We start from the raw sequence: 22,875 nt of genomic DNA on the forward strand, positions 1-22,875 counted from the left end.
TGTATGGCATTGGGTTTTACCCCGGTCGTTCAGATTTATGGCGCAAACGCGGATCTGCTCAACCAGCGTCTGATCAGTTGGGAACACATTGATGCCGCCGGTATCGAGTCGGATCAACTGACCATGACCATTGATCTGGAAGGCCTCGAAGGGCTGCCAAATCTGGGCGGGAAAATCGGCCTGCTGGTGGGTTACCTGGAAATGGAAGAGATGGTCGACAAGGGCCAGTTCAAAGTCACTCGCCTGACACCGACGCTGTTTCCGTTTCGCCTGACCCTGGTGGCCACTGCAGCGCCTTTCAGCAAGGATGACGAGACCGGCTTCAAGCAGCGCCGCACCGCCAGTCATGGACCGACGACGCTCGGTCAATTGTTCAGCAAACTGGTGTCGCAGCACGGTTTTTCATCGCGTGTCGCTGCGGACGTGTCGATGATCAAGATCGCCCACGTCGACCAGTCCAATGAAACTGACATGGGCTTTCTGACGCGGCTGGCGAAGAAGTACAACCTGGTCGCCAAACCTTATGGCGATGCGTATGTGCTGGCGCGGCCCGGGCAGATCAAATCCATCTCGGGGCAGAAACTGCAGGATGTGACATTGTCGGTCACCCACAACAATCGTCCCGGCGATCACGCCTTCATCAGCGCCACGCTGGAAGAGGCCGCCCGCGAACAGGCAAAGGGCTGCAAGACCTGTTTTGTCGATGCTGTTACAGGCGTTTTACATTGGGTCGAGACGGGACTTGCGCCGTTCAAGACCATCCGCCAGAAGCAACCCAATGAAGCCGACGCCATTGCCGTCGGCGAGGGTGAAGTGCGCAAGATGCTCCGGCAAAAGTTCAAGGTGAAGATCACCTGCCCGGGCGATCCGCGACTGGCCGCTGAAGGCCTGGTGCTGCTCGATGATACCTGGCCGGATTTCATGCGCGGACGCTGGTCGATCGACAAGGTCACCGCCAGCGGCAATCGCGAGAACAGCTATCGCTGCCTGATCGATGCATCGTGCCTGGACCCCAAAGCCGAAGCCAAAGACTGATCTCTCAGCCCACGAGTCCCCTGTAGGAGTGAGCCTGCTCGCGATAGCGGTGTGTCAGGCACATTGATTTTGAATGTGGCACCGCCATCGCGAGCAGGCTCACTCCTACAGTGGATTCGCGGTGTTTTCTGCAACTCATTTCAATTCTGGAACACCCCCCATGAAGATCACCCCGATCCTCACGCAACTGCGTGGGCAATGCCCTGGCCTTGCCAATCACATTTCGGTGGGTGTCGATCTGGCTTTGCTGCAAGGCAATGTCGATCTGCCGACACCCTCGGCCCATGTGCTGCCACTGGCCGACTTGGCGAGTGAAAGCACCACACAAAACCTCACCACTCAACCGATCCGCGAGCGCTTCGAAATCGTCCTCGTGCTTGACGCCACCGACGCTACAAAAGCGCTGGATCTGTTGCACGACCTGCGTGCCGAACTGTGGCGCGCACTGGTGGGATTCAAACCCGCTTCCGACTACAGCGCCATCGTCTATGACGGCGGCGAAATGGTCTCGATCAACAGCAGCCGCGCTTTCTACCGGCTGCGCTTTTTTGCCGAGTTCCAGCTCGGCCGCAATCTGCCAAGTCAGCCTGCGGAGAGTTGGCACGAACGCGAACTGGACGGTTTGTCGTCCTTTACCGGGGCCACCGTGCGGGTCGATGCGATCGATCCTGCCGACCCCAACCTGAAACGCCCGGGCCCCGATGGGCGCGTGGAAATGACTTTCTCTGGAGACGTAACCCCATGAGCAATCGCATCACCGTACTGCCGGCCGCTGGCCGTGTCGTACCTGACCCGGAGGCGGGCGATCTGCTGCCGCTGGAAGGCCGTGAAGTGCTGGACAGCGCCTGGTGGCGCCGACGTCTGGCGGACGGCGATATCACCCTCAAAACCGCACCAGCCAAACAAAAGGGAGCCAAATAATGGCGATCGGATTCAGCAACATCCCTGCGGACATTCGTGTACCGCTGTTCTATGCCGAAATGGACAACTCGGCCGCCAATAGCGCGAGTTCGACCCTGCGTCGTTTGATCGTCGCTCAGGTCAACGACAACATCGCCCCGACCGAAGTCGGCAAACTGGTGCTGGTCTCCAGTGTTGCGCTGGCCAAGAGCATCGGCGGCCAAGGCTCGATGCTCGCCTCGATGTACGAAACCTTCCGCAAGGCTGACCCGATCGGCGAGATCTGGTGCCTGCCGCTGCACAACGCTGAAGGCGCCATCGCCAAAGGCGTGCTGACCCTGACCGGCACCGCCACTCAGGCCGGCGTGCTCAATCTGTATGTCGGCGGCGTGCGTGTGCAAGCCACCGTGGTCAACGGTGCCACTGCTGCACAAGCGGCCACCGCACTGGCGCAGAAAATCAACGCCACCGCCGACCTGCCGGTCAGCGCTGCGGCTGCCGAAGGTGTGGTCACCCTGAACGCCAAATGGACTGGCGACAGCGGTAACGACATCAGTCTGCAATTCAATCGCCTGGGCAAGAGCAACGGCGAAGACACCCCGGCCGGCCTTACCACTGCGATCACCGCCATGACCGGCGGCGCCGGCGTGCCGGATCAAGTGGCGGCGATTGCCGCTCTGGGTGATGAGCCGTTCGAATTCATCGCACTGCCATGGTCCGATCTGTCGACCCTCAACACCTGGCAAGCGGTCATGGATGACAGCACCGGTCGCTGGTCGTGGGCCAAGCAACTGTTCGGTCACGTCTACAGCGCCAAGCGCGGCACCGTCGGTACGCTGGTTGCAGCCGGCCAGGCACGCAACGACCAGCACATGACCATTCAGGCGCTGGAGCCGGGCGTTCCGCAACCGTTCTGGGTACAAGCGGCGGCACTGGCTGCACGCACCGCGGTGTTCATCTCCGCTGACGCCAGCCGTCCGACCCAAAGCGGCAGTCTGCCGGGTGTTGATCCGGCGCCAGCGAGTGAGCGTTTCACCCTGACCGAGCGTCAGTCGCTGCTCAACTACGGCATCGCCACCGCGTACTACGAAGGCGGCTACGTGCGCATCCAGCGCTCGATCACCACTTACCAGAAAAACGCTTACGGTCAGGCCGACAACTCCTATCTGGACAGCGAAACCATGCACCAGTCGGCGTTCATCGTGCGCCGTCTGCAAAGCGTGATCACCAGCAAATACGGTCGCCACAAACTGGCTTCCGACGGCACCCGTTTCGGCGCCGGCCAGCCAATCGTCACCCCGGCGACCATTCGCGGTGAGCTGATCGCCCAGTACGCCAAGCTCGAACTGGAAGGCCACGTCGAGAACGCCGAGCTGTTCGCCGAGCACCTGATCGTCGAACGCGACGTGCAGGACCCGAGCCGCGTGAACGTGCTGTTCCCGCCGGATTACATCAACGGTCTGCGCGTGTTCGCACTGCTCAACCAGTTCCGTCTGCAGTACGACGACGCGGCTTGATCGCCGCGTTTGACCACCAGCATTCAGCCCACCGCGCGTGGGCTTTTTTAATCAAGGGAGTAACACCATGGGTCAACTGATTGCAGGCACCTGCTACGTCAAAGTCGACGGCGCACAACTGACTATCAATGGCGGCTGCGAAGCCCCGCTGATGGCGGTCAAACGCGAAACCGTCGTACCCGGTTTCTACAAGGAAACCGATATTGCGCCGTCGTTCAAAGTGACCGCGCTGCACACCGCCGACTTCCCGCTGAAGAAGCTGATCGAAGGCACCGACATCACCGTCACCTGCGAATTCAGCAACGGCAAAGTCTACGTACTGGCCGGTGCGTATCTGGTCGAAGAGCCAGTCTCCAAAGGCGATGACGCCACCATCGAACTGAAATTCGAAGGCATCAAGGGGACCTGGCAATGAGCGGCGCCGTGAAGCTTCAGGTTGCGATCGAAGCTCACGGCGAGCCCCTGACCGAACTCGTCCTGCGCCGTCCGACGGTGCAGGAGGTGCGAGCGATCAAGGCGTTGCCGTACAAGATCGACAAGAGCGAAGAAGTCAGCCTCGACATGGACGTGGCGGCCAAATACATCGCCGTGTGCGCCGGCATTCCGCCGTCGTCGGTCAACCAGCTGGATCTGGCTGACCTCAATGCGCTGAGCTGGGCCGTTGCGAGTTTTTTCATGAGTGCGGCGTCGGCGCCATCACCGACCTGATCGCCGTCGCCTATGACCTGGCCTGGTTCTGGAAGGTTGACCCCGAACAGATGATGGCCAGGCCACTGGATGTGCTCCGCGAATCGCTGGAGCACGCGCAACGGATCAATGCGATGCAGCAGGTGCAGTGATGGCAGACGAAGAGAAAAAAGTGAAAACGCCGGTGCTGATCACGGGCATCGATGAACTGTCGCCCAAACTCGGCGCCCTTCAAGCCAAGGTCGAGGGTTTCAAGAAAAATCTCGAACAGGCTGGCCTCGGCAAACTGGACATCAGCGGTCTGTTCAAGGGCGGCAGCGTGATCACGCCGTTCGTGGAGGGGATCAAATCGGCGGCGGCGTTTCAGGGCAAATTGACTGAAGTCAGCGACACGGCAAAAACCGTCGACCTGCCCGCCACACCGAAAGTCGCTGCGCAAAACATGAACGTGTTCAGTGCGTCGATGGAAAAGGTCTCAGCCGCCGTGGACGCGGCACTGGTGCCGGCGGTGGGGGCGTTGGTGGTCGGGCTGGAACCGATGCTGACCCAAGTCGGCAGCCTGCTCGCCGACAACCCGAAACTGGTCGAAGGCCTAGCGGCGGGGGCGATTGCCTTTTCGGCGATGCAAACCGCCGTCACCGGTATGACCCAGGTGATGGACGTGATGAGCATGGTGCTCAAGACCAACCCGATCATGCTGATCGCCATGGGTATCGCAGTGGCGGCCGGATTGATTTATGCCAACTGGACGCCGATCAGCGCTTTCTTCAAAGGCATGTGGGAGGGCGTGAAAAACATCGGTGCGAGTGCGATGGCGACGTTGCGCTCGATCCTCGATTGGCGACCGCTGGATGCACTGGCGGCGCTGTGGTCACCGCTCGCGGGATTTTTTTCCGGGATCTGGGGCACGGTCAAAGCGGTCACCGCGCCAGTGATCGACTTCTTCAAATCGGTGTTCTCGTGGACGCCCGCCGGCATGATCCTGGAAAACTGGGCGCCGTTGACCGGTCTGTTTTCGGCGATCTGGAACTTGCTCAAGGCCTTGAGTGTGCCGGTGAAGTCGTTTCTCAAAGGACTGTTCGACTGGACACCGTTGGGGATGATCATCAACAACTGGGGGGCGATCACTGGCTTCTTCGCCTCGATCTGGACGGCGCTGCAACCGGCGGCACAAGCCATCAAGGACTTCTTCGGCACGTTGTTCGACTATTCCCCACTGGGCATGATCGTCAACAACTGGGGCAGCATCGTCACGTTCTTCGAACCGATCTGGGCCGCACTACAAGCGTCGGCGCAGCAGATCAAAAGCTTCTTCCAGGGCCTGTTCGAATGGTCGCCGCTGGAACAGATCGCGATGTACTGGCAACCGATCAGCGAAGTGTTTTCGGCGCTGTGGGGCGTGGTGCAAGCGTTGGCCGCACCGGTACTCGAGTTTTTGCACAACATGTTCGAATGGACGCCGTTGGGGCAGATCATCAAGAACTGGGGGCCGATCACCGAGTGGTTCGGCGAGTTGTGGCAAAAGCTGCAAACCGTCATTGCGCCGATCCAAGAGCTGTTCGACGGCGGCTTTGCCGGACTGATCGCCAAGGTCACCGGCAAGGTGGAAACGTTCACCGAAGCGCAACGCCAGACCAATGCCGAAGGCAAAGGAGAGCTGGCTCCGGCGTTCTTCGGGGCAACGCCGCAAGCAGCGGGCAACGGTGCACTGCAAAGTGGTTCGTTGCCACAGAGTTCTGGCGCACTGATTCAACAAAGCGCAATCAACAACCGCACGCAGCTCGAAGGCGGCCTGACCGTGCGCTTCGAAAATGCGCCGGCCGGGTTGCGCACCGATCAACCGCAAACCAATCAACCGGGCCTGGCGCTGTCTTCGCGCATCGGCTATCGCTCGCTGTCGATGGGAGGTTCCAATGAACTGGCGTGACCGTTTGTTGCCGGCATCCTTTCGTGGTGTCGGTTTCTGGATCGATCAGGCGAAAACCCCGGTCGGTCGCAAAGGTCAGTTGCACGAGTATCCGCAACGCGATCTGCCGTATTTCGAAGATCTCGGCCAACAGGCGAGGATTCACGACGTCACCGCATTCATCATCGGCGCCGATTGCCTGGAGCAGCGCGACAAGCTGCTCAAGGCACTGGAGGCGGGCAGTGGTGAACTGGTGCATCCGTGGCTGGGGCGACTGCAAGTCAAGGTCGGCGAATGCGACATGACCCACACCCGCCAGGACGGCGGGTTAGTGACCATTACGCTGAAGTTCTATCCAGACCAACCGTTGCCGTTTCCGACCGCTACCGTCAGCACACAGAAAGTGTTGCTGGCCAAGGCCGACACGCTTTTGGGGTCTGCGGTGGCACGTTTCGAACAGGCGATGACGCTGATCAAGGCCGCGCGGATCGGCATTGCCAATCTGCGTAACAGCCTGACCGGCGTTTATGAGGTGATCAAAGAACAGCTCAAGCCGCTGATCGAGCAGTACCGGCAGATCACTGAACTGGTCAAAGCGGTCAAGGAGTTACCCAAGGAAGTGGCGGCGGAGTTCAAAGGCCTGCTCGGCGATATCAAGGAGCTCAAGGAATTCGCGAAGGAGGGCTACCGTGGCGTGATTGCCGACGTGTCCCAACAACTCGAAGCAATCCGCAAGGCTGATGCGCCGAAGATCACCACCGGCAAGGACACCAACGCCGCAGCGCAGGCCATGGCCGATCTGGTGCAGGACACGATGCTGGTCAAAGTGGCGCAGTGGGTGGCGTCGATGCCAGTGGCGAGCCCCGCCGTGAAGCTGTCGTCGACACCCTCGGTGGCGCATCAGGCGGATCAACCGGTGACCCGTCAGGAAGTACCGGTGACCGAAGAAATGAAAGCGCTGCAGAAGGCGGTCGGGGTGGCCATTGACCCGATGCTGGACAAGGCCGATCCCAAACACCACCAGGCAATCAACGATGTCAAGGAAGCGCTGCTAGCGCATCTCAAGGCAGTGGCGTCATCCGGTGTGCGACAGGTCACCAAATCGTTCCAGGAAAGCTTGCCGGCGCTGGTTGTGGCCTACAAGCAATTTGCCGATGCCACACGGGTGACGCAAGTGACTCAGAGCAACGCGATGAACCATCCGGGCTTTTCACCCAACGACGTGAAAGTGTCCAGGGAGTGAGCCATGAGCGAGATGGATAACCGCGTCACGTTGACCGTCAACAACATGGAATACGGCGGCTGGAAAAGCGTGGAGATCACGGCCGATCTGGAGCGCCAGTTCCGCACGTTCAAACTTGACATCACCTGGCAGTGGCCGGGGCAGACGGTGGACCAGCGGATCAAGCCGGGTGACCCCTGCGAAGTGAAAATCGGCCAGGATCTGGTGCTCACCGGCTATGTGTTCAAGGCGCCGATCAGCTATGACGGACGCCAGATCAGCCTGAGCATCGAGGGCAGTTCCAAGACCCAGGATCTGGTCGATTGCGCCGCCAGAAACCAGCCGAACCAGTGGCAGGAGCAACCGCTGCTGAGCATCGTTCAGGCGCTGGCGATGGAGTACGGGCTGATGGTGGTCAATGAAATTCCCGAGACTGCACGGCTGACCAAGCACACGATCGTGCCGGGTGAAACCGTGTTCCAGTCGATCGACCGTTTGCTCTCGTTGCTGCGGGTGTTTTCCACCGATGACGAGCAGGGCCGACTGGTGCTGGCCAAACCCGGCAGCGGTGGTCGGGCCAGCGATGCGCTGGAACTGGGCAAGAATATCCTGTCGGCCAATGCCCCCATGGATCAGAGTCAGGTGTTCTCCGAATACCGGGTGATCGGCCAGCAGAAAGGTTCGGACAAGAAGAGCGGGGCGGCGGTCAGCGAGGTTGAATCCAGCGCGACCGATCTGAGCTTCAAACGTCGACGCACCACCATCATCAACGAGGGCACCGCGCTGACGTTCGAACTGGCCCAGCAACGCGCCCAGTGGGAGTGCGCCACCCGTATGGGGCGGGCGCAGACCACCACGTATCAGGTGCAGGGCTGGCGCCAGGCCAACGGTGATCTTTGGCGGCACAACACGCTGGTCAAAGTCACGGATCCGGTGCTGGGGTTTGATGGCGACATGCTGATTTCCAAGGTCACGTATTCGTTGTCGGCACAGGGTTCGGTGACCACACTGCAAGTGGCGCCGCCGCATACCTTCGATGCCAATCCCAGCCCCCCGAAAAAAACCACATAGGCCCTGAAAAGATCGCAGCCTTCGGCAGCTCCTACAGGTGTACGCCGATCTCATGTAGGAGCTGCCGAAGGCTGCGATCTTTTGACGTCGGCCCGTTTCTTACAGGAACCAAGCATGAGCCTACTGACACGCCTGCTGGCGCGCGGCACTGTCGTGCTCGCCAATTCGGCATCCAAGCTGCAATCGCTGCAAATGCGCCTCACCGCTGGCGAAGTGAACGACGACATGGAGCACTTTGAACCTTACGGTTTCACCAGCCACCCGCTGGCCGGCGCTGAAGGTGTCGTCACGTTCATCGGCGGCGACCGTTCCCACGCCATCGCCCTGGTCATTGCCGATCGCCGTTATCGCCTGCAATCGCTGGCATCGGGCGAAGTGGCGATCTACACCGACGAAGGCGACAAAATTCACTTCAAGCGCGGGCGGATCATCGACATTGAAACCGCCACGCTGAACATCCGCGCCAGCAGCGCGGTGAACTTCGACACGCCGGTGATCAATCAGACCGGGAAAATCGTTTCCACCGGCGACCAGTTGGCCGGCGGCATCAGCCAGATCAAACACGTGCACGTCGGCGTACAGGCCGGCAGCGGCCAGACCGGCGCGCCGGCAGGAGGCAAGTGATGCTGATCAGCCAAAATCTCCACGCCGCACTGACCCGCTCCGTACTGATCAGCCTGTTCACCTGGCGCCGCGCCGCCGATGACGACGCCCTCGACGACGACGAACGTTTCGGCTGGTGGGGCGATACGTTTCCCAGCGTTGCCGACGACCGCATCGGCTCGCGGCTATGGCTGCTGCGCCGGGTGAAATTGACCCGGCAAACGCAGATGGACGCCGAGTTTTATGCCCGCGAAGCCCTTCAATGGCTGATCGACGACGGCCACTGCAGCGCCATCGACATCATCAGCGAACGCCTCGACGCCCAGCGCCTGAACCTGCGCACGGTCCTGACTCTGGCCGACGGCGAACGTCTGGACATCAACCCCGATAACAGTTGGCAGGTGATCTATGCCGTTTGAAACCCCTTCGCTGCCGGTGCTGATCAAGCGCACCCAAAGCGACCTGGCCGGCGATTCGCTGCGCCAGTCCGATGCGCAAGTGCTGGCCCGTACCCTCGGTGGCGCGGCTTATGGTCTGTACGGTTATCTCGACTGGATTGCCGAGCAGATTCTGCCGGACAAGGCCGATGAGTCGACCCTGGAACGCATTGCCGCTCTGCGTCTGAACCAACCGCGCAAACCCGCGCAAGTGGCCACCGGCAGCGTCAGTTTTACCGCCACTGCCGGCGCGGTGCTCGACGCCAATACGCTGCTGCAGACCAATGACGGCCGCACCTACAAAGTCACCGCCGCGCGCACCACCGTCAATGGCAGCAACACCACCACGATCGCCGCGCTGGATGCCGGCAGTCTGGGCAATGCCGACGCCGGGCTGGCGCTGACCCCGGTGCAGCCGATTGCCGGTGTGATCGGCAACAGTTTTGTGGTGCTGGCGCCGGGACTCAGCGGCGGTGTGGCGCGGGAAAGTCTGGAGTCGCTGCGTTCGCGGGTGATCCGTTCCTACCGCGTGATTCCCCATGGTGGCTCGGCCAGTGACTACGAAACCTGGGCGCTGGAAGTGCCCGGCGTAACGCGCGCCTGGTGCCGTGGTGGCTTGCTCGGGCCGGGCACCGTCGGCGTGTACATCATGCGTGACGACGATCCGCAACCGGTGCCGAACGATGAACAACTGGCCGAGGTTCAGGCTTATATCGAACCCTTGCGTCCGGTGACGGCTGAAGTGCATGTGCGTCCACCGATTCAAGTGCCTGTGACCTATCGCCTGAAGTTGACCCCAGATACCAGCGCGGTGCGCGCGGCGGTCGAAACCCAACTGCGCGACTTGCATAACCGCGAGGCCGACCTCGGCGAAGATCTGTTGATCAGCCATATCCGCGAAGCGATCAGTAGCGCCGCAGGTGAAACCGACCACGTGCTGACAGCTCCCGTGGCCAACGTCACGGCCAACGACAGCGAACTGCTGACCTTCGGAGGTTGTGTATGGGGGGCATAAGAACCGTCGCACAATATCAGGCGCAACTGCGCGCCTTGCTGCCCAGTGGCCCGGCGTGGGACCCGGAGCGCGTGCCGGAACTGGAGGAAGTGCTGCAAGGCGTCGCCGTCGAACTGGCACGCCTCGATGCGCGCGCCGCCGACCTGCTCAACGAGATGGACCCGGCCGGCGTCAGCGAACTGGTGCCGGACTGGGAGCGGGTGATGAACCTGCCCGACCCATGCCTGGGTGCGACGCCACTGTTCGACGACCGCCGGCTCGCCGTACGCCGACGCTTGCTCGCGGTCGGCAGCCAAGCGGTCGGCTACTACCTCGAAATCGCCAAAAGCCAGGGCTATCCCAACGCCACCATCACCGAACTCGAAGCCCCGCGCATGGGCCGTTCGCGTTTCGGCTCGGCGCACTGGGGCACGTGGGAAGCGCAGTTCATGTGGACCCTCAACACCGGCGGGCGCTTGTTGCTCGGTCGGCGTTTCGGCGCGAGCTACTGGGGCGAGCGCTTCGGCGTCAATCCGGGGTCGGCGCTGGAATGCCTGATTCACCGCAGTGCGCCGGCGCATACCAAGGTGCACATCAATTATGACTAGGGAGGAATGACGGGATGGATTATCCGAAGAGCGTGCCCAGTTCCGGGCTGGTGAATGGCAAATTTGTTGATGAAAACCCATTGATGGGAACGCCGGGTTCATTGATTCCGGCGCGATGGGGCAACAGCGTTACCGACGAAGTAATCAACGTGATCACTGCCGCCGGACTAGTCCCCGACGAGGGCGACACTACGCAACTCAAAGCGGCGATTTCGGCAATTGTCGAAAAGAACAAAAGTGATTCTCTGGCAAGCAAGGATGAGGCCGAGGCGGGTACCAGCAGCAGCCGTCTGATGACTCCGCAGCGGGTGTTCCAGGCGATCGAAAAGAAAGTGGTGCAAGCCACTGAAACGGTTTTTGGCTGGGCGCGGATCGCGACTCAAGCCCAGGTCAATGCGGGGACGGATGACACCACTTTCGTCACGCCGAAAAAACTCTGGTTTGGTGTTTCCTACAGCATTGGCGCGAACGGCTATATCGCTTTTCCGAGCTGGTTGGGGGGCTTCATGATTCAGTGGGTCATGATCACCGTCGCTACAGATAAAACCTATGTTGCAAAACCCTGGCCGGTGGCTTTCAAGACCCAGTGCGCCGCTACCTGGGCAAGTTACTCGCACAGCGGCAACGCACCCTTTTTCGATATCGTCACTCCACCCTTGGTGACCTACTTTGATCCCAGCCAGGTTCAAGTCTTGAGTAATTCCGGTGGCTCCGGTTTTGTCACTGTCCTGGGGGTGGGGAACTGACATGAAACGTTTCTATAGCCGAACCACCGGCAACACCTATTTGTCGGGTTATCACACCAGCCTTCCGGACGATGCCGTTGAAATCGACGAGGCGCGTTATGAGTCGGTCATCGCAAATCCTGTAGCGGGTACCGAGCGATCCCATGACGAGCAAGGTCTGCCGATCCTGGTCGAGATGACAGCTCTTTCAGATGAGCAAACTTCGGCCGAAGCCAAGGCGTGGCGCGATCAGGAATTCAACCGGGTTGCCTGGTTGCGCGATCGCCACCGTGACGAAGTGGAGCTAATGAAGGCCACCACGCTGTCCGACGCTGAATATCTGACGCTGCTGACTTACCTGCAGGCGCTGCGCAAGTGGCCCCAGGCGAAGAAATTTCCCGCCAAACGCTCTCGACCGAAAAAGCCTGCCTGGATGACTGCCGAGTGACTGGATGCTGCTTTGTCGGCATCGCCTATCAATATTCCAGGTATAGGAAAAACAATTATGGATTATCCAAAAAGTGTCCCCAGCGTTGGCTTGATCGATGGTCGTTTCGTCGATGAAAACCCGGTGGCGGGTACGCCGGGATCGTTGATTCCGGCGGTGTGGGGCAACAGTGTGACTCAGGAAATTCTGAGTGTGATTACAGGGGGTGGGTTGGTGGCCTCAGAGGCGGACACCACTCAGTTGTTCAAGGCGATTCAGTCAATTGTCGGCAACGCCAGCCCGATGCGTTCGGTGATTACTCGGGTTGGAGCGTCCAGGTCATTGACCACCGATGAGTTGGGCTTGGTTCTGATCGATGCCGGGGCCAGCGCATTGACCGTCAGTTTGCCTCCAGCCAATACCAGCCTTGGGGTGTGTGACGTCATTATGCGGCGCGTCGATAACAGCGGTAACCGCTTGGTCGTGAGAAGTGCAAGCGGCGATGCGATCAAGTTTCACACCCACCTGAATGCTTCGGGTTATCCGTTTCTCGTATTGATGGGAGCCGGTGACTGGTGGCACTTGCGCAGTGACACAGCGGGTAATTGGTGGCCGATCGGTCGTCTGGACGGTTCGTCACTCGGGTACGTAGCCTTCGAGACCACTCTGGCTGTGCTGCCCGGTGGCTATGCCGCATTGAATGGTTCCGTACTGAATCGCTCGGAATGGCCGTGGCTCTGGGACCACGCGCAGCAGTCGGGCATGTTGCGTTCCGAGGCGGATCGTGGCGGTGCGTGGACGCCTGGAGACGGCGCCACGACTTTTCGCCTGCCAGAAGCCCGTGGTGAATTCTTGCGCGTCCTGGCCGAAGGCGGTTTGGTCGATACCGGTCGTGCGGCGGGATCCTGGCAAAAAGGCTCGTTGGTTCAGGGGGACAACGGCGTCGCCGACAATATTTTGTTTGCGACAAACATCATTTCCCAGAAAGCCCAGCTGGGTTTCGATATGGGCAACTACGCCGATTACGCCGGCGCCACCGTCAAATACATCACACCTGCTGCGCCGATTACGCCAATCGCCGATTCAGAACTGCTGAACCACGGCGGTATCACGCGTCCTCGAAATATTGCTTATCCGGGTCGAATCAAACTTGTCTGAGGTGCTCATGTTTAATTATCTGATTGATCATCTGGGCTGTTTGACCGGCCCTGTCGAGTTTGACGTCACCCCCGGTCTTGGTGTTCAGCTGCCGAGTAATGCCGTTCAACTTTCATTCGAGCTGCCATCGCCCGAAAGCGGGCGAGTATGGGCACTGGTTAACAATGTTCCTCGAGAGCTGACAGACCGGCGCGGTGTGGTTTACCGCAAAAACGATGGAGTCAGGCAAATATGGACCGAACTGGGAGAGTTGCCAGACACCCTGACCGCCCAGTCGTGGCCAGGGGAGTTCCATGTCTGGCGCGACAACGCCTGGGTACAGGATGAGCAGACTCGCTTGGCGAGCGTAAGACAGCAATGCCTCAATCAGCGTGACGCAGTGCTACGCGATGCCGTACTGCGCATCGCACCCCTGCAATACGCCGAAGACATTGGCGATGCCAGCCATGACGAACAACTGCTGCTGATCGAGTGGAAGCTCTACAGCGTCGAGCTGAACCGCATCGAAAAACAGGCCGGTTTCCCCGATGAAATTACCTGGCCGGTCGCACCCGGCGCAACCGTAGCCAACTGATTTCAGCACAGGAAGCAGTGCAATGGATTATCCAAAAACTATCCCCGGCGTGGGACTGGTCAACGACGGCTTCGTCGATGAAAACCCGCTCGCCGGGACACCGGGATCATTGATTCCCGCGGCGTGGGGCAACAGCGTCACGCAAGAAATTCTCAACGCGATCAAGGCCGCCGGATTGATACCGGATGAAGCCAGAACCGATCAGCTGGCCAGCGCAATCGGTGCACTGGTCGACTTCAATAAACTAAAAAATACCCCAACCACGTTGGTCGGTTATCGCATCACCGATGCGGTGGGGCGGTTGCTGGCAGTCAGGCAGATCGAGACGGTCGGGATCACGGTTTACAAGCCCAACCCGAGGGCCAAACGGATTCGTGTGCGGCTGGTCGGGGCGGGTGGATCTGGCGGTGGTTGTGCAACTGTCGCCGCCGGTAATCTGCGTCTCGGTGGCGGCGGTGGGTCGGGGGCCTATGCGGAGAGTCTTTATGACGTGACGCCCCAGATGCTTGCCGGTGTGCCCGTTTCTTTGGGGGCGGGTGGACCTGCCAGCACTACGATGGGGCTGGCAGGCGGTGGGGCTTCCTTCGGCTCCTACATGAGCGCTGCAGGAGGCGCCGGTGCACAGATCCTGAACATCGATACGACAACCTCTTCCTCAGGGTACGTTCAGGGTGGGACTGGAGGACAAGACGCCGTGGGCGGCAACCTTGCCAATGCACGGGGTCACACCGGTGGCTACGCGATGTTCAACGGCAATTGGGGAATGCTCTCCGGAGGCGGAGCGGCGAGCCCGTTCGACGGTGGCGGCCCGTACAGGGGCGTACACAATCCTGGTTTCGCTGGCGTCCGAGGCTCGGGAGGCAGTGGCTCTTGTTCGTCCAATCCTTCGAGTTCATTCGTCAGTGGCGCCGGCGGCAACGCCTTCTGTGAAATCTGGGAGTACGAGTAATGGCCCGTTATGCACGACTGGAAAACGGTATCGCGATCGAACTGATCGATACCGGTGAGTACGCAATCACTCAACTGTATGCACCGGCTTTTGTCGAGGCGATGGTGCAGGTGCCGGAGGGCATGCACCTTGAGATCGGCGCACCCATCAGTGAACTGCGCCATGAGGTCACACCGTTGCCGGACATGGGCAAGTCTGTGGTCATTCCTGAAACGGTGGTCGAGGAGCAAGAGCCTTTGGCAGCAGCGCGCACCTGGCGTCAGTCCAGTCTGTCGGCCACCGAATGGCGGGTGACGCGGCATCGCGACGAGCAGGCGCTGGGGCGTGGGACGACGCTCAAGGCCGCGCAGTATCTGGAGTTGCTGGAATACCGCCAGGCGCTGCGCGACTGGCCTGATTCAAGCCAGTTTCCTTCGGCCGTTTCCCGGCCTTCGGCCCCCGAGTGGCTCGCCGCTGATGTTGGCTAGCGCCATCAAGTTGCATGTGTTTTCCGAACAGGAGATGAGTAATGGATTATCCAAAAAGTGTTCCCAGTGCGGGTCTGGTGGACGGCAAGTTTGTCGATGAGGATCCGGTAGCGGGTAAACCGGGATCGTTGATTCCGGCGAGTTGGGGGAACGGCGTCACGCAGGAGTTACTGAAGGTCATCCAGACTGCCGGTCTTACGCCTGCAGAGTCCGCCAATGATCAACTGTTGGGGGCTTTACGCAGTAACAGGTTATTTGTGACTGCGCCGCAATTCGACAGTGGCAAATCGGTTGCAACGACTGAATTCGTAACCCGAACCGGTTTGCAGTTTTCCGGTTTCGCGTCCTATGGAGTGAGCACAGTTCTGAGCGCTGCCAATATCGGTGGAGTCGCCAGCTTTGCGAGTAACTCGCCGATCACGGCGACGTTGCCTTCAGTCAACGGAATTGCCCACGCCAGTACCCTTCACGTGATCAATGCGGGCACCGGTATTTTAACGATCAGTCCGGCAGCCAATGAACAGATCGAAACCTGTAATGGCACATTCGGACCGCTGAAGCTGGATCTTGGTGATTCCGCTTATCTGATCAAGCTGAGCAATCAGTGGCGTTTATATGGGGGATCGGTCAGCGATAGGTATGCCACAGCGCATTCCGGTGTCGTAGGCAACGTCGGTTATCAACGCTATCCCAGCGGTAACATCGACCAGTGGGATGTTGGCACCACGGATGCCAAAGGCGAAGTTAATGTCAGTTTTCCTATCTCTTTTCCCAACGCGTTTTCATCGATCGTGGCCATCCACTCGGGGGGCGACGGCGCGATGGTCATCATGCTCTCCACCTCTGCGACGAAACAGGGCTGCCGGCTGAAGGTCCGTAGCTACACCGGTGAAGTCAGTGCGAACTGGGGTGTTTTTTTTCTTGCAAAGGGCTACTGAATGAATCCGTTCAATGTTTTGTTTAGCGCCAGTACCCGGGGCGCCTATGTGCCGGGTATCAACTCAACGGATATTCCCGACGACGTTATCGAAATTCCTCAGGGTTACTGGATCTCGCTGCTGCAGCAGATGGCGGTCACCCCGAAAGTGATTGGCGTGCGTGCCGATAACGGCTATCCGGTTCTGGTCGATCCACCACCGCCTTCACCGGATGAAGCTGCTGACATCGAGCGCTCGTGGCGTACGGCGCAACTCGCCGCCACCGACGGTCTGGTGGCCCGTGATCGTGATGAGCTGGAGGACGGCGGCGGTACCACATTGACCACCGGGCAATACGCCGAATTGCAAACCTATCGCCGTGAATTGCGGGACTGGCCGCAGGGTTCTTTTTTTCCGTTCAGCGAGCATCGGCCGATTGCGCCGAAGTGGTTGGCTGCTGCGCTGTAAGTCATCAGGGAAGTTGAAATGGACTATCCAAAAAGCGTTCCCAGTGTTGGGCTGGTGAATGGCAAATTTGTCAATGAAGACGTCGTCGCGGGATTGCCCGGATCGTTGATCCCGGCGACCTGGGGCAACAGCGTTACCGATGAATTATTGAACGTCCTCAAATCCGCCGGCCTTGAGCCGAGCGAAGCCGATGCAACCCAGTTGTTGCAAGCGGTGAAAAAACTCAGTCAGGCAGGTGAAGACAAACATGCCGCTGACATCGGCGCCGCCAATCTCTACATGGCTAATTATGTGCCTGCCGTCACCGCATTGAAGGACGGCTTGGCGCTGCGCTTTACTGCCGGTAATGCCAATACCGGGGCGAGTACGTTTGCACCGAACGGGTTGATGCCCAAGCCGATGGTCAGTCTTGCAGCGAGTGCATTGCGCCCTGCAGAGATTGTCGGCGGTAGTGTGTGTTCGGTGGTGTACAGCGCAGCACTGGATAGTTGGGTGCTGGTGTATGCGAGTGGTGGCAATGCTGCAAGTGGTCGGCTCCTGGGGATCAAGACGTTTACCGCATCCGGCAACTATGTGCCGTCAGTGGGAATGAAGAACGTATTGGTCACCATCGTCGGCGGAGGTGGTGGCAGCTCGGGAATCGGTGCGACGAACTCCACCCAGGTTTCCCTTACAGGCGGTGGCGCTTCCGGTAGCTACGCACAAGCCTGGTTATCATCTACCGCGATCGGGCAGAGCCAAATCATTACAGTGGGGGCCGGCGGCGCGGCGGGGGTTGTCGGCACAGGCGGGGGAAGTGGCGGAACAAGTTCGCTGGGTTCATTGGTTTCGGCCACTGGCGGTGGCGGGTCTCCCTGGAATTCTCCGCTCACGCTTCCTGGATTCGGCTTGTATGTGGGTGGTTTTCCCAGCCAAACCTCAAGTGGCGGCAACATTGTCAATTCGGCAGGTGCGGCCGGCAACCCTGGGATGTGCCTCACCGGATCAACACTTGCCGGGCATGGCGCAAACTCACCACTTGGCAGTGGTGGTTATGCGAGCAGCGTTGCATTGAGTGTGGCTGCGCCTGGTTCCGGTTATGGCTCAGGCGCTGGCGGGATCGCTAACACAACCAATCAGCCTGGTAGATCGGGCGCAGCAGGCGCGTCCGGCGCCGTGATCATCTTCGAGTACGCCTGATGAAAACCTACGCACGCATCACCCACAACACCGTGGTCGAACTGTTCTCGACCAACGGAAACATGGCCGAGATGTTTCATCCGGATCTGCTCTGGGTCGACATCACTGAAATCACTCCGGCACCGCAAATCGACTGGACTGCCAATTTCGGCACACTCGGTTGGATGTTCACATCCCCCGAAGAACTTGCTCCGGAGAACTCTCTGAAAACTCTGGCAAGAAAATGGTTCACAGGTGTTGGTCGTCAACCGTGATTCAATCGGGGCAATATCCAGGGAGGATCAAGCATTATGCAAATAACTGAAAACAACCTTATCGACATCATGCCCAACGCCCGCTCCCAAGCGGGCGTTTTTGTTTCTGCACTCAACAGTGCCATGGCTCGGCGGCGTATCGACACGCCTAAACGTATTGCTGCGTTCCTTGCACAAGTCGGCCATGAGTCGGGGCAGTTGCGCTATGTGCGCGAACTGGGCAACAACCAATACCTGAGCAAATACGACACGGGTACGTTGGCCTTGCGTTTGGGCAATACACCGGAGGCCGATGGCGACGGGCAAAAATACCGAGGTCGCGGGTTGATTCAGATTACCGGCCGTTCGAATTACCGTCAGTGCAGCCTCGGTCTGTTCGGCGATGAGCGTCTGCTGTCGTTGCCCGAGTTGCTCGAACAACCGCAATGGGCCGCTGAGTCTGCCGCTTGGTTCTGGGAACAGAACGGCTTGAACGAACTGGCCGATCGCGATCAGTTCAACACCATTACCCGTCGCATCAATGGTGGGTTGAACGGCTTGCAGGATCGCCTGGAAATCTGGGCGCGGGCGAGGGCGGTGCTATGCCAATCCCCTGGCGAGTGATCGGCATCTTATTGCTGGCCGCTGCTGCTTTTGCTGCGGCGTGGCAGTTTCAGGAGTGGCGCTACGAGCGGCAATTGGCGGAGCAGGCACGGTTAAACGCCGAAGTCCTCAATCAACAGAATTTTGCTGCTGCCTCAGCGCAACAGGCTGAGCAGGATAAACGCCTGGCGCTGGAGCAACGACTCGCCGCCAGTGAACAAACCCATTATCGAGCGCTGAGCGATGCCCAACGTGATCAGGATCGCCTGCGCGATCGCCTTGCCACTGCTGATGTGCGCCTGTCAGTCCTTCTCGACGCCAGCGACGTTGCCCCAGGCTGCAACATGCCAGCCACCACCGGCGCCGGCGGCGTGGATCATGCAGCCGTACGCGCCCGACTTGACCCGGCGCATGCTCAACGAATTGTCGCCATCACCGACACCGGCGACCGTGGACTGATCGCCTTGCAGGCGTGTCAGGCGTATGTCAGAGCGCTGGCGCCTGCACATTTTGAATGAGTCTGTGTATTGAAAGCGCAACCGGCTCGTGTACGGTGGAGGCATTCCACACGATCCGGAGTGCGCCGTGAAAGAGATCACCCAACTGGCTGCCGACCTTGGCCGACGCCTGCAACTGCTCAATGCCCACGTCACCACCGCCGAGTCCTGTACCGGTGGCGGCATCGCAGAAGCGATCACGCGGATCCCGGGCAGTTCGGCGTGGTTCGAGGCGGGCTACGTCACGTACTCCAACCGGCAGAAAACCCAGCAACTGAATGTGCCGGCCGAGTTGTTCGAAACGGTGGGCGCGGTCAGTCGCGAGGTGGTCGAAGCGATGGTGCGTGGTGCTCAGGACAAAAGCCTGGCGCGATTTGCCGTGGCGGTGAGTGGCGTGGCCGGCCCGGACGGTGGCTCGCCGAACAAACCGGTCGGCACGGTGTGGCTGGCCTGGGGCGTTGGCGAAACAGTCACCAGTGAGGTTCAGCACTTCCCCGGCAACCGCGATGAAGTCCGCCGACAAACGGTGAAGGCCGCGCTAGAGGGGCTCCTGCGACTAGCGGCACGAGAAATCGAAAATCAGGGGTAGGCGATCCGCGAACGCTGTGGAATAATACTGGCTACTTATACAGGTGTTGGCCGTCAGGCCTTATTGATTACGTGAGGACTTTAATGGACGACAACAAGAAGAAAGCCTTGGCTGCGGCCCTGGGTCAGATCGAACGTCAATTCGGCAAGGGTGCCGTAATGCGTATGGGCGATCAGGACCGTCAGGCGATCCCGGCTATCTCCACTGGCTCTCTGGGTCTGGACATCGCGCTCGGCATTGGCGGTCTGCCAAAAGGCCGTATCGTTGAGATCTACGGTCCTGAATCTTCCGGTAAAACCACACTGACCTTGTCCGTGATCGCCCAGGCTCAGAAAGCCGGCGCGACCTGCGCATTCGTCGATGCCGAACACGCCCTCGACCCTGAGTACGCCGGCAAGCTGGGCGTCAACGTCGACGACCTGCTGGTGTCCCAGCCGGACACCGGTGAACAGGCTCTGGAAATCACCGACATGCTGGTGCGCTCCAACGCGGTTGACGTGATCATCGTCGACTCCGTGGCCGCACTGGTACCGAAGGCTGAAATCGAAGGCGAAATGGGCGACATGCACGTGGGCCTGCAAGCCCGTCTGATGTCCCAGGCGCTGCGTAAAATCACCGGTAACATCAAGAACGCCAACTGCCTGGTGATCTTCATCAACCAGATCCGCATGAAGATCGGCGTGATGTTCGGCAGCCCGGAAACCACCACCGGTGGTAACGCGCTGAAGTTCTACGCGTCGGTTCGTCTCGACATCCGCCGTACCGGCGCGGTGAAGGAAGGCGACGAAGTGGTCGGTAGCGAAACCCGCGTCAAGGTTGTGAAGAACAAGGTCGCTTCGCCGTTCCGTCAGGCCGAGTTCCAGATTCTTTACGGCAAGGGCATTTACCTCAACGGCGAGATGATCGACCTGGGTGTGCTGCACGGTTTCGTCGAGAAGTCCGGCGCATGGTATGCCTACGAAGGCACCAAGATCGGTCAGGGCAAGGCCAACTCGGCCAAGTTCCTGGCAGACAACCCGGAAATCGCCGCGAAGCTCGAGAAGCAACTGCGTGACAAACTGCTGACTCCTGCGGTGATCGACTCCAAGGCTTCTGCAGTCAAAGAGACTGAAGACGACCTGGCCGACGCTGATATCTGATTGCAGCGATGACCACCGCCGTACTCGATACCCTCGTCGCGGTGCGGCGAACCGCCATGGATCTGCTCGCACGTCGCGAGCACGGTCGAGTCGAGTTGACGCGCAAGCTGCGTCAACGCGGCGCTGAGGCGGAGATGATCGAAACCGCCCTCGACCGTTTGACGGAAGAGGGGCTGCTTTCCGAAGCCCGTTACCTTGAAAGCTTTGTTTCCTACCGTGCCCGTTCCGGCTACGGCCCTCTACGGATTCGCGAGGAGCTGAGCCAGCGCGGTTTGCAACGCGCGGATATCGAGCTCGCCCTGCGCGAAAGCGGTATCAGTTGGCAGGAACAACTTCAGGACACGTGGCGCCGGAAGTTCTCCGGACATTTACCGATTGATGCGAAAGAACGGGCCAAGCAAGGTCGGTTCCTGGCCTATCGGGGGTTCTCGATGGAGATGATCAACCGTTTGTTCAGCGGTCGAGGGATGGACGATTAAAGCGCTTCAATAAAAACGGCCCGCTATGAAAATAGCTGGCCGTTTTTTTTTTGCCTTCAGATTGCCTTTGATGGCTCGCGGCTGCGTTGCGCGGTTTGTGGTCTTGAATCAGCCCAGTTTTCCGGCAGATTGATGTAATCGATCAACTCCCTCAGGCGCCCGTGAGTGCGCGCGTTGAAGGCGAAGGCCAGGCGCGTCAGATGGCTGAACTGCGCTTCGTCGTGCTCTTCGCCGTTGTAGGCGTGCTGATGAAATTGGTCGCTCAGGCACAAGTCGGCGAACGCTTCCTGCATATGCTCCAGCGCCTGATCGCTGAGCTTGTGGTGCATGCGGATCACGAATTGCCGCTTGAGCCAGCGGCTGGAGTGGAAGTTGCTGTAGAACTGGTTGATCTGTTCCACCGCTTCCTCAACGGTGTAAACCAGTCGCATCAGTTTCATATCGGTCGGCAGGATGTAATGGTTCTCCTCCAGTTGCTGACGGATGAAGTCCATCGCGCCTTGCCAGAATGTGCCGCCCGGCGCATCCAGTAGCACCACCGGCACCAATGGGCTTTTGCCGGTCTGGATCAGCGTCAGCACTTCCAGTGCTTCATCCAGCGTGCCGAACCCGCCCGGGCATAACACCAGGGCGTCAGCCTCTTTGACGAAGAACAGCTTGCGCGTGAAGAAGAAGTGGAACGGCAGCAGATTACCGGTACCGTCGACGGTCGGGTTGGCATGCTGTTCGAAGGGCAGGGTGATGTTGAACCCGAGGCTATGATCGCGGCCGGCGCCTTCATGGGCGGCGGCCATGATGCCGCCCCCGGCCCCGGTGATGACCATCATCTCCGAACGGGTCAACGCCGCGCCGAGCTCTCGGGCCATGGCATACAGCGGATGTTCGACGGGTGTGCGCGCAGAGCCGAACACCGTGACTTTGCGTCGGCCCTTGAATTGTTCCAGTACCCGGAACGCTTGCTCCAGTTCGCGCAGGGCTTGCAGGGTGATCTTGGCGTTCCAGCGGTTGTGGTCTTCCTGGGCCATGCGCAGCACAGTCAGGATCATGTCGCGGTAGATGGGAAGGTTGGGGCTGTTGGGGGAAACACGGCTGAGTTGTTCTTCGACCTGGCTGATGAGGTCGGGACCGCTTTCCTGAAAATGACGGCTCAAGAGGTCATTCGGTTGGTAAGGCATTCAACGTCTCCTTCTGCACAGAGCGGATGGCCCTGACGAGCGGCGTCAGTGCCGCGCTGCAAAAAACACACGATCGGCAGTTCCTTGCCTGCCGTTGAAAAGTGATCGGGAATACTCTGAATCTAGACCCTTGCGCGCAATCGCGCTGATTTGATCATTGCGCCGCAACATTTTGTCTGGCAACCGTTTATTGATTTTCCGCCGCTGCGTCACCGCTCGTCCGAACGTGCGCCGAGCGGCAATCCCTCTGATTAACTAACGTACAGGCGCCGTACGACAGCTTTGCGTCAACAAACGTACGCAAGGTGCACGCGAT

At 59.6% G+C, this 22,875-nt stretch carries 29 protein-coding genes; 28 read left to right on the forward strand and 1 reads right to left on the reverse strand.

Going from position 1 to position 22,875, the window contains the following annotated elements; translation table 11 throughout:
- The first annotated feature begins 3 nt into the window (after positions 1-3).
- From U6037_RS05805 to recX, 28 genes are all read left to right on the forward strand, one after another.
- The gene (locus U6037_RS05805) at positions 4-1,035 is read left to right on the forward strand and encodes a phage late control D family protein (protein ID WP_322846095.1); all 1,032 of its coding nucleotides are present in this window, start codon (positions 4-6) and stop codon (positions 1,033-1,035) included.
- Positions 1,036-1,195: 160 nt separating this feature from the next.
- Positions 1,196-1,780 carry a hypothetical protein gene (locus U6037_RS05810; protein WP_322846096.1) on the forward strand — a complete coding sequence of 195 codons (585 nt, stop codon included), beginning with the start codon at positions 1,196-1,198 and terminating at the stop codon, positions 1,778-1,780.
- Positions 1,777-1,956, forward strand: coding sequence for a DUF2635 domain-containing protein (locus U6037_RS05815; protein WP_034154909.1), 180 nt, complete (start codon positions 1,777-1,779; stop codon positions 1,954-1,956). Before U6037_RS05810 ends, U6037_RS05815 begins: the two co-directional genes overlap by 4 nt.
- Positions 1,956-3,452: a phage tail sheath subtilisin-like domain-containing protein gene (locus tag U6037_RS05820; RefSeq protein ID WP_160056277.1), complete on the forward strand. Its 1,497-nt coding sequence runs from the start codon at positions 1,956-1,958 to the stop codon at positions 3,450-3,452. The genes U6037_RS05815 and U6037_RS05820 overlap by 1 nt, the downstream gene beginning before the upstream one ends.
- A gap of 67 nt (positions 3,453-3,519) precedes the next feature.
- Positions 3,520-3,867 (forward strand): phage tail tube protein, encoded by a 348-nt coding sequence (locus U6037_RS05825; RefSeq protein WP_007908779.1) that lies wholly within the window; start codon positions 3,520-3,522, stop codon positions 3,865-3,867.
- Positions 3,864-4,160, forward strand: coding sequence for a phage tail assembly protein (locus tag U6037_RS05830; RefSeq protein ID WP_007908778.1), 297 nt, complete (start codon positions 3,864-3,866; stop codon positions 4,158-4,160). The genes U6037_RS05825 and U6037_RS05830 overlap by 4 nt, the downstream gene beginning before the upstream one ends.
- Positions 4,161-4,290: 130 nt before the next feature.
- The gene (locus U6037_RS05835; RefSeq protein ID WP_322846097.1) at positions 4,291-6,066 is read left to right on the forward strand and encodes a phage tail protein; all 1,776 of its coding nucleotides are present in this window, start codon (positions 4,291-4,293) and stop codon (positions 6,064-6,066) included.
- Positions 6,053-7,288, forward strand: a complete 1,236-nt coding sequence (locus U6037_RS05840) for a DNA circularization N-terminal domain-containing protein (protein WP_322846098.1) — start codon at positions 6,053-6,055, stop codon at positions 7,286-7,288. The genes U6037_RS05835 and U6037_RS05840 overlap by 14 nt, the downstream gene beginning before the upstream one ends.
- A gap of 3 nt (positions 7,289-7,291) precedes the next feature.
- On the forward strand, positions 7,292-8,338 hold the full coding sequence (locus U6037_RS05845) for a phage baseplate assembly protein (protein ID WP_322846099.1): 1,047 nt from the start codon (positions 7,292-7,294) through the stop codon (positions 8,336-8,338).
- Positions 8,339-8,452: 114 nt separating this feature from the next.
- Positions 8,453-8,962 carry a phage baseplate assembly protein V gene (locus U6037_RS05850; RefSeq protein ID WP_016985044.1) on the forward strand — a complete coding sequence of 170 codons (510 nt, stop codon included), beginning with the start codon at positions 8,453-8,455 and terminating at the stop codon, positions 8,960-8,962.
- Positions 8,962-9,360, forward strand: a complete 399-nt coding sequence (locus U6037_RS05855) for a phage GP46 family protein (RefSeq protein WP_034154915.1) — start codon at positions 8,962-8,964, stop codon at positions 9,358-9,360. The genes U6037_RS05850 and U6037_RS05855 overlap by 1 nt, the downstream gene beginning before the upstream one ends.
- Complete coding sequence (locus U6037_RS05860) at positions 9,350-10,393, forward strand: baseplate J/gp47 family protein (RefSeq protein ID WP_322846100.1); 1,044 nt, start codon at positions 9,350-9,352, stop codon at positions 10,391-10,393. The genes U6037_RS05855 and U6037_RS05860 overlap by 11 nt, the downstream gene beginning before the upstream one ends.
- On the forward strand, positions 10,381-10,980 hold the full coding sequence (locus U6037_RS05865) for a YmfQ family protein (protein WP_322846101.1): 600 nt from the start codon (positions 10,381-10,383) through the stop codon (positions 10,978-10,980). Before U6037_RS05860 ends, U6037_RS05865 begins: the two co-directional genes overlap by 13 nt.
- Positions 10,981-10,994: 14 nt before the next feature.
- Positions 10,995-11,726 carry a hypothetical protein gene (locus U6037_RS05870; RefSeq protein WP_322846102.1) on the forward strand — a complete coding sequence of 244 codons (732 nt, stop codon included), beginning with the start codon at positions 10,995-10,997 and terminating at the stop codon, positions 11,724-11,726.
- A gap of 1 nt (position 11,727) precedes the next feature.
- On the forward strand, positions 11,728-12,153 hold the full coding sequence (locus U6037_RS05875) for a phage tail assembly chaperone (RefSeq protein WP_322846103.1): 426 nt from the start codon (positions 11,728-11,730) through the stop codon (positions 12,151-12,153).
- 57 nt (positions 12,154-12,210) lie between these two features.
- Entirely contained in the window at positions 12,211-13,290 is a 1,080-nt protein-coding gene (locus U6037_RS05880) for a phage tail protein (protein WP_322846104.1), read from the forward strand.
- A gap of 7 nt (positions 13,291-13,297) precedes the next feature.
- Positions 13,298-13,864 carry a tail fiber assembly protein gene (locus tag U6037_RS05885; RefSeq protein ID WP_322846105.1) on the forward strand — a complete coding sequence of 189 codons (567 nt, stop codon included), beginning with the start codon at positions 13,298-13,300 and terminating at the stop codon, positions 13,862-13,864.
- A gap of 22 nt (positions 13,865-13,886) precedes the next feature.
- On the forward strand, positions 13,887-14,813 hold the full coding sequence (locus U6037_RS05890) for a hypothetical protein (protein WP_322846106.1): 927 nt from the start codon (positions 13,887-13,889) through the stop codon (positions 14,811-14,813).
- Positions 14,813-15,280, forward strand: coding sequence for a phage tail assembly chaperone (locus U6037_RS05895; protein WP_322846107.1), 468 nt, complete (start codon positions 14,813-14,815; stop codon positions 15,278-15,280). Before U6037_RS05890 ends, U6037_RS05895 begins: the two co-directional genes overlap by 1 nt.
- A gap of 41 nt (positions 15,281-15,321) precedes the next feature.
- A complete protein-coding gene (locus tag U6037_RS05900; RefSeq protein WP_322846108.1) occupies positions 15,322-16,218 on the forward strand; it encodes a phage tail protein in 897 nt (298 codons plus the stop codon).
- A complete protein-coding gene (locus tag U6037_RS05905) occupies positions 16,219-16,665 on the forward strand; it encodes a phage tail assembly chaperone (protein WP_322846109.1) in 447 nt (148 codons plus the stop codon).
- Between the two features lie 18 nt (positions 16,666-16,683).
- Positions 16,684-17,844, forward strand: a complete 1,161-nt coding sequence (locus U6037_RS05910) for a hypothetical protein (protein ID WP_322846110.1) — start codon at positions 16,684-16,686, stop codon at positions 17,842-17,844.
- Entirely contained in the window at positions 17,844-18,098 is a 255-nt protein-coding gene (locus U6037_RS05915) for a hypothetical protein (protein WP_322846111.1), read from the forward strand. The genes U6037_RS05910 and U6037_RS05915 overlap by 1 nt, the downstream gene beginning before the upstream one ends.
- A 36-nt stretch (positions 18,099-18,134) precedes the next feature.
- Positions 18,135-18,701, forward strand: coding sequence for a glycoside hydrolase family 19 protein (locus tag U6037_RS05920; RefSeq protein ID WP_322846112.1), 567 nt, complete (start codon positions 18,135-18,137; stop codon positions 18,699-18,701).
- On the forward strand, positions 18,680-19,198 hold the full coding sequence (locus tag U6037_RS05925) for a lysis system i-spanin subunit Rz (RefSeq protein ID WP_322846113.1): 519 nt from the start codon (positions 18,680-18,682) through the stop codon (positions 19,196-19,198). Before U6037_RS05920 ends, U6037_RS05925 begins: the two co-directional genes overlap by 22 nt.
- A 67-nt stretch (positions 19,199-19,265) precedes the next feature.
- Positions 19,266-19,766 (forward strand): CinA family protein, encoded by a 501-nt coding sequence (locus U6037_RS05930; RefSeq protein WP_322846114.1) that lies wholly within the window; start codon positions 19,266-19,268, stop codon positions 19,764-19,766.
- An 83-nt stretch (positions 19,767-19,849) separates the two neighbouring features.
- Positions 19,850-20,905: a recombinase RecA gene (recA, locus tag U6037_RS05935; protein WP_007908746.1), complete on the forward strand. Its 1,056-nt coding sequence runs from the start codon at positions 19,850-19,852 to the stop codon at positions 20,903-20,905.
- An 8-nt stretch (positions 20,906-20,913) separates the two neighbouring features.
- A complete protein-coding gene (recX, locus tag U6037_RS05940) occupies positions 20,914-21,384 on the forward strand; it encodes a recombination regulator RecX (protein ID WP_008077166.1) in 471 nt (156 codons plus the stop codon).
- Between the two features lie 56 nt (positions 21,385-21,440).
- Here the strand turns inward: recX and U6037_RS05945 are convergent, their stop codons facing one another.
- Positions 21,441-22,559: a TIGR00730 family Rossman fold protein gene (locus U6037_RS05945; protein WP_322846115.1), complete on the reverse strand. Its 1,119-nt coding sequence runs from the start codon at positions 22,557-22,559 to the stop codon at positions 21,441-21,443.
- Positions 22,560-22,875 lie beyond the last annotated feature (316 nt).

This window comes from Pseudomonas sp. B33.4, from assembly GCF_034555375.1.
GTDB lineage: Bacteria > Pseudomonadota > Gammaproteobacteria > Pseudomonadales > Pseudomonadaceae > Aquipseudomonas.

Bases quoted from the DNA above. Each gene is read 5' to 3' on its own strand.
- U6037_RS05805 (WP_322846095.1), top strand. From the start codon at position 4: ATGGCATTGGGTTTTACCCCGGTCGTTCAGATTTATGGCGCAAACGCG.
- U6037_RS05810 (WP_322846096.1), top strand. From the start codon at position 1,196: ATGAAGATCACCCCGATCCTCACGCAACTGCGTGGGCAATGCCCTGGC.
- U6037_RS05815 (WP_034154909.1), top strand. From the start codon at position 1,777: ATGAGCAATCGCATCACCGTACTGCCGGCCGCTGGCCGTGTCGTACCT.
- U6037_RS05820 (WP_160056277.1), top strand. From the start codon at position 1,956: ATGGCGATCGGATTCAGCAACATCCCTGCGGACATTCGTGTACCGCTG.
- U6037_RS05825 (WP_007908779.1), top strand. From the start codon at position 3,520: ATGGGTCAACTGATTGCAGGCACCTGCTACGTCAAAGTCGACGGCGCA.
- U6037_RS05830 (WP_007908778.1), top strand. From the start codon at position 3,864: ATGAGCGGCGCCGTGAAGCTTCAGGTTGCGATCGAAGCTCACGGCGAG.
- U6037_RS05835 (WP_322846097.1), top strand. From the start codon at position 4,291: ATGGCAGACGAAGAGAAAAAAGTGAAAACGCCGGTGCTGATCACGGGC.
- U6037_RS05840 (WP_322846098.1), top strand. From the start codon at position 6,053: ATGAACTGGCGTGACCGTTTGTTGCCGGCATCCTTTCGTGGTGTCGGT.
- U6037_RS05845 (WP_322846099.1), top strand. From the start codon at position 7,292: ATGAGCGAGATGGATAACCGCGTCACGTTGACCGTCAACAACATGGAA.
- U6037_RS05850 (WP_016985044.1), top strand. From the start codon at position 8,453: ATGAGCCTACTGACACGCCTGCTGGCGCGCGGCACTGTCGTGCTCGCC.
- U6037_RS05855 (WP_034154915.1), top strand. From the start codon at position 8,962: ATGCTGATCAGCCAAAATCTCCACGCCGCACTGACCCGCTCCGTACTG.
- U6037_RS05860 (WP_322846100.1), top strand. From the start codon at position 9,350: ATGCCGTTTGAAACCCCTTCGCTGCCGGTGCTGATCAAGCGCACCCAA.
- U6037_RS05865 (WP_322846101.1), top strand. From the start codon at position 10,381: ATGGGGGGCATAAGAACCGTCGCACAATATCAGGCGCAACTGCGCGCC.
- U6037_RS05870 (WP_322846102.1), top strand. From the start codon at position 10,995: ATGGATTATCCGAAGAGCGTGCCCAGTTCCGGGCTGGTGAATGGCAAA.
- U6037_RS05875 (WP_322846103.1), top strand. From the start codon at position 11,728: ATGAAACGTTTCTATAGCCGAACCACCGGCAACACCTATTTGTCGGGT.
- U6037_RS05880 (WP_322846104.1), top strand. From the start codon at position 12,211: ATGGATTATCCAAAAAGTGTCCCCAGCGTTGGCTTGATCGATGGTCGT.
- U6037_RS05885 (WP_322846105.1), top strand. From the start codon at position 13,298: ATGTTTAATTATCTGATTGATCATCTGGGCTGTTTGACCGGCCCTGTC.
- U6037_RS05890 (WP_322846106.1), top strand. From the start codon at position 13,887: ATGGATTATCCAAAAACTATCCCCGGCGTGGGACTGGTCAACGACGGC.
- U6037_RS05895 (WP_322846107.1), top strand. From the start codon at position 14,813: ATGGCCCGTTATGCACGACTGGAAAACGGTATCGCGATCGAACTGATC.
- U6037_RS05900 (WP_322846108.1), top strand. From the start codon at position 15,322: ATGGATTATCCAAAAAGTGTTCCCAGTGCGGGTCTGGTGGACGGCAAG.
- U6037_RS05905 (WP_322846109.1), top strand. From the start codon at position 16,219: ATGAATCCGTTCAATGTTTTGTTTAGCGCCAGTACCCGGGGCGCCTAT.
- U6037_RS05910 (WP_322846110.1), top strand. From the start codon at position 16,684: ATGGACTATCCAAAAAGCGTTCCCAGTGTTGGGCTGGTGAATGGCAAA.
- U6037_RS05915 (WP_322846111.1), top strand. From the start codon at position 17,844: ATGAAAACCTACGCACGCATCACCCACAACACCGTGGTCGAACTGTTC.
- U6037_RS05920 (WP_322846112.1), top strand. From the start codon at position 18,135: ATGCAAATAACTGAAAACAACCTTATCGACATCATGCCCAACGCCCGC.
- U6037_RS05925 (WP_322846113.1), top strand. From the start codon at position 18,680: ATGCCAATCCCCTGGCGAGTGATCGGCATCTTATTGCTGGCCGCTGCT.
- recA (WP_007908746.1), top strand. From the start codon at position 19,850: ATGGACGACAACAAGAAGAAAGCCTTGGCTGCGGCCCTGGGTCAGATC.
- recX (WP_008077166.1), top strand. From the start codon at position 20,914: ATGACCACCGCCGTACTCGATACCCTCGTCGCGGTGCGGCGAACCGCC.
- U6037_RS05945 (WP_322846115.1), bottom strand. From the start codon at position 22,559: ATGCCTTACCAACCGAATGACCTCTTGAGCCGTCATTTTCAGGAAAGC.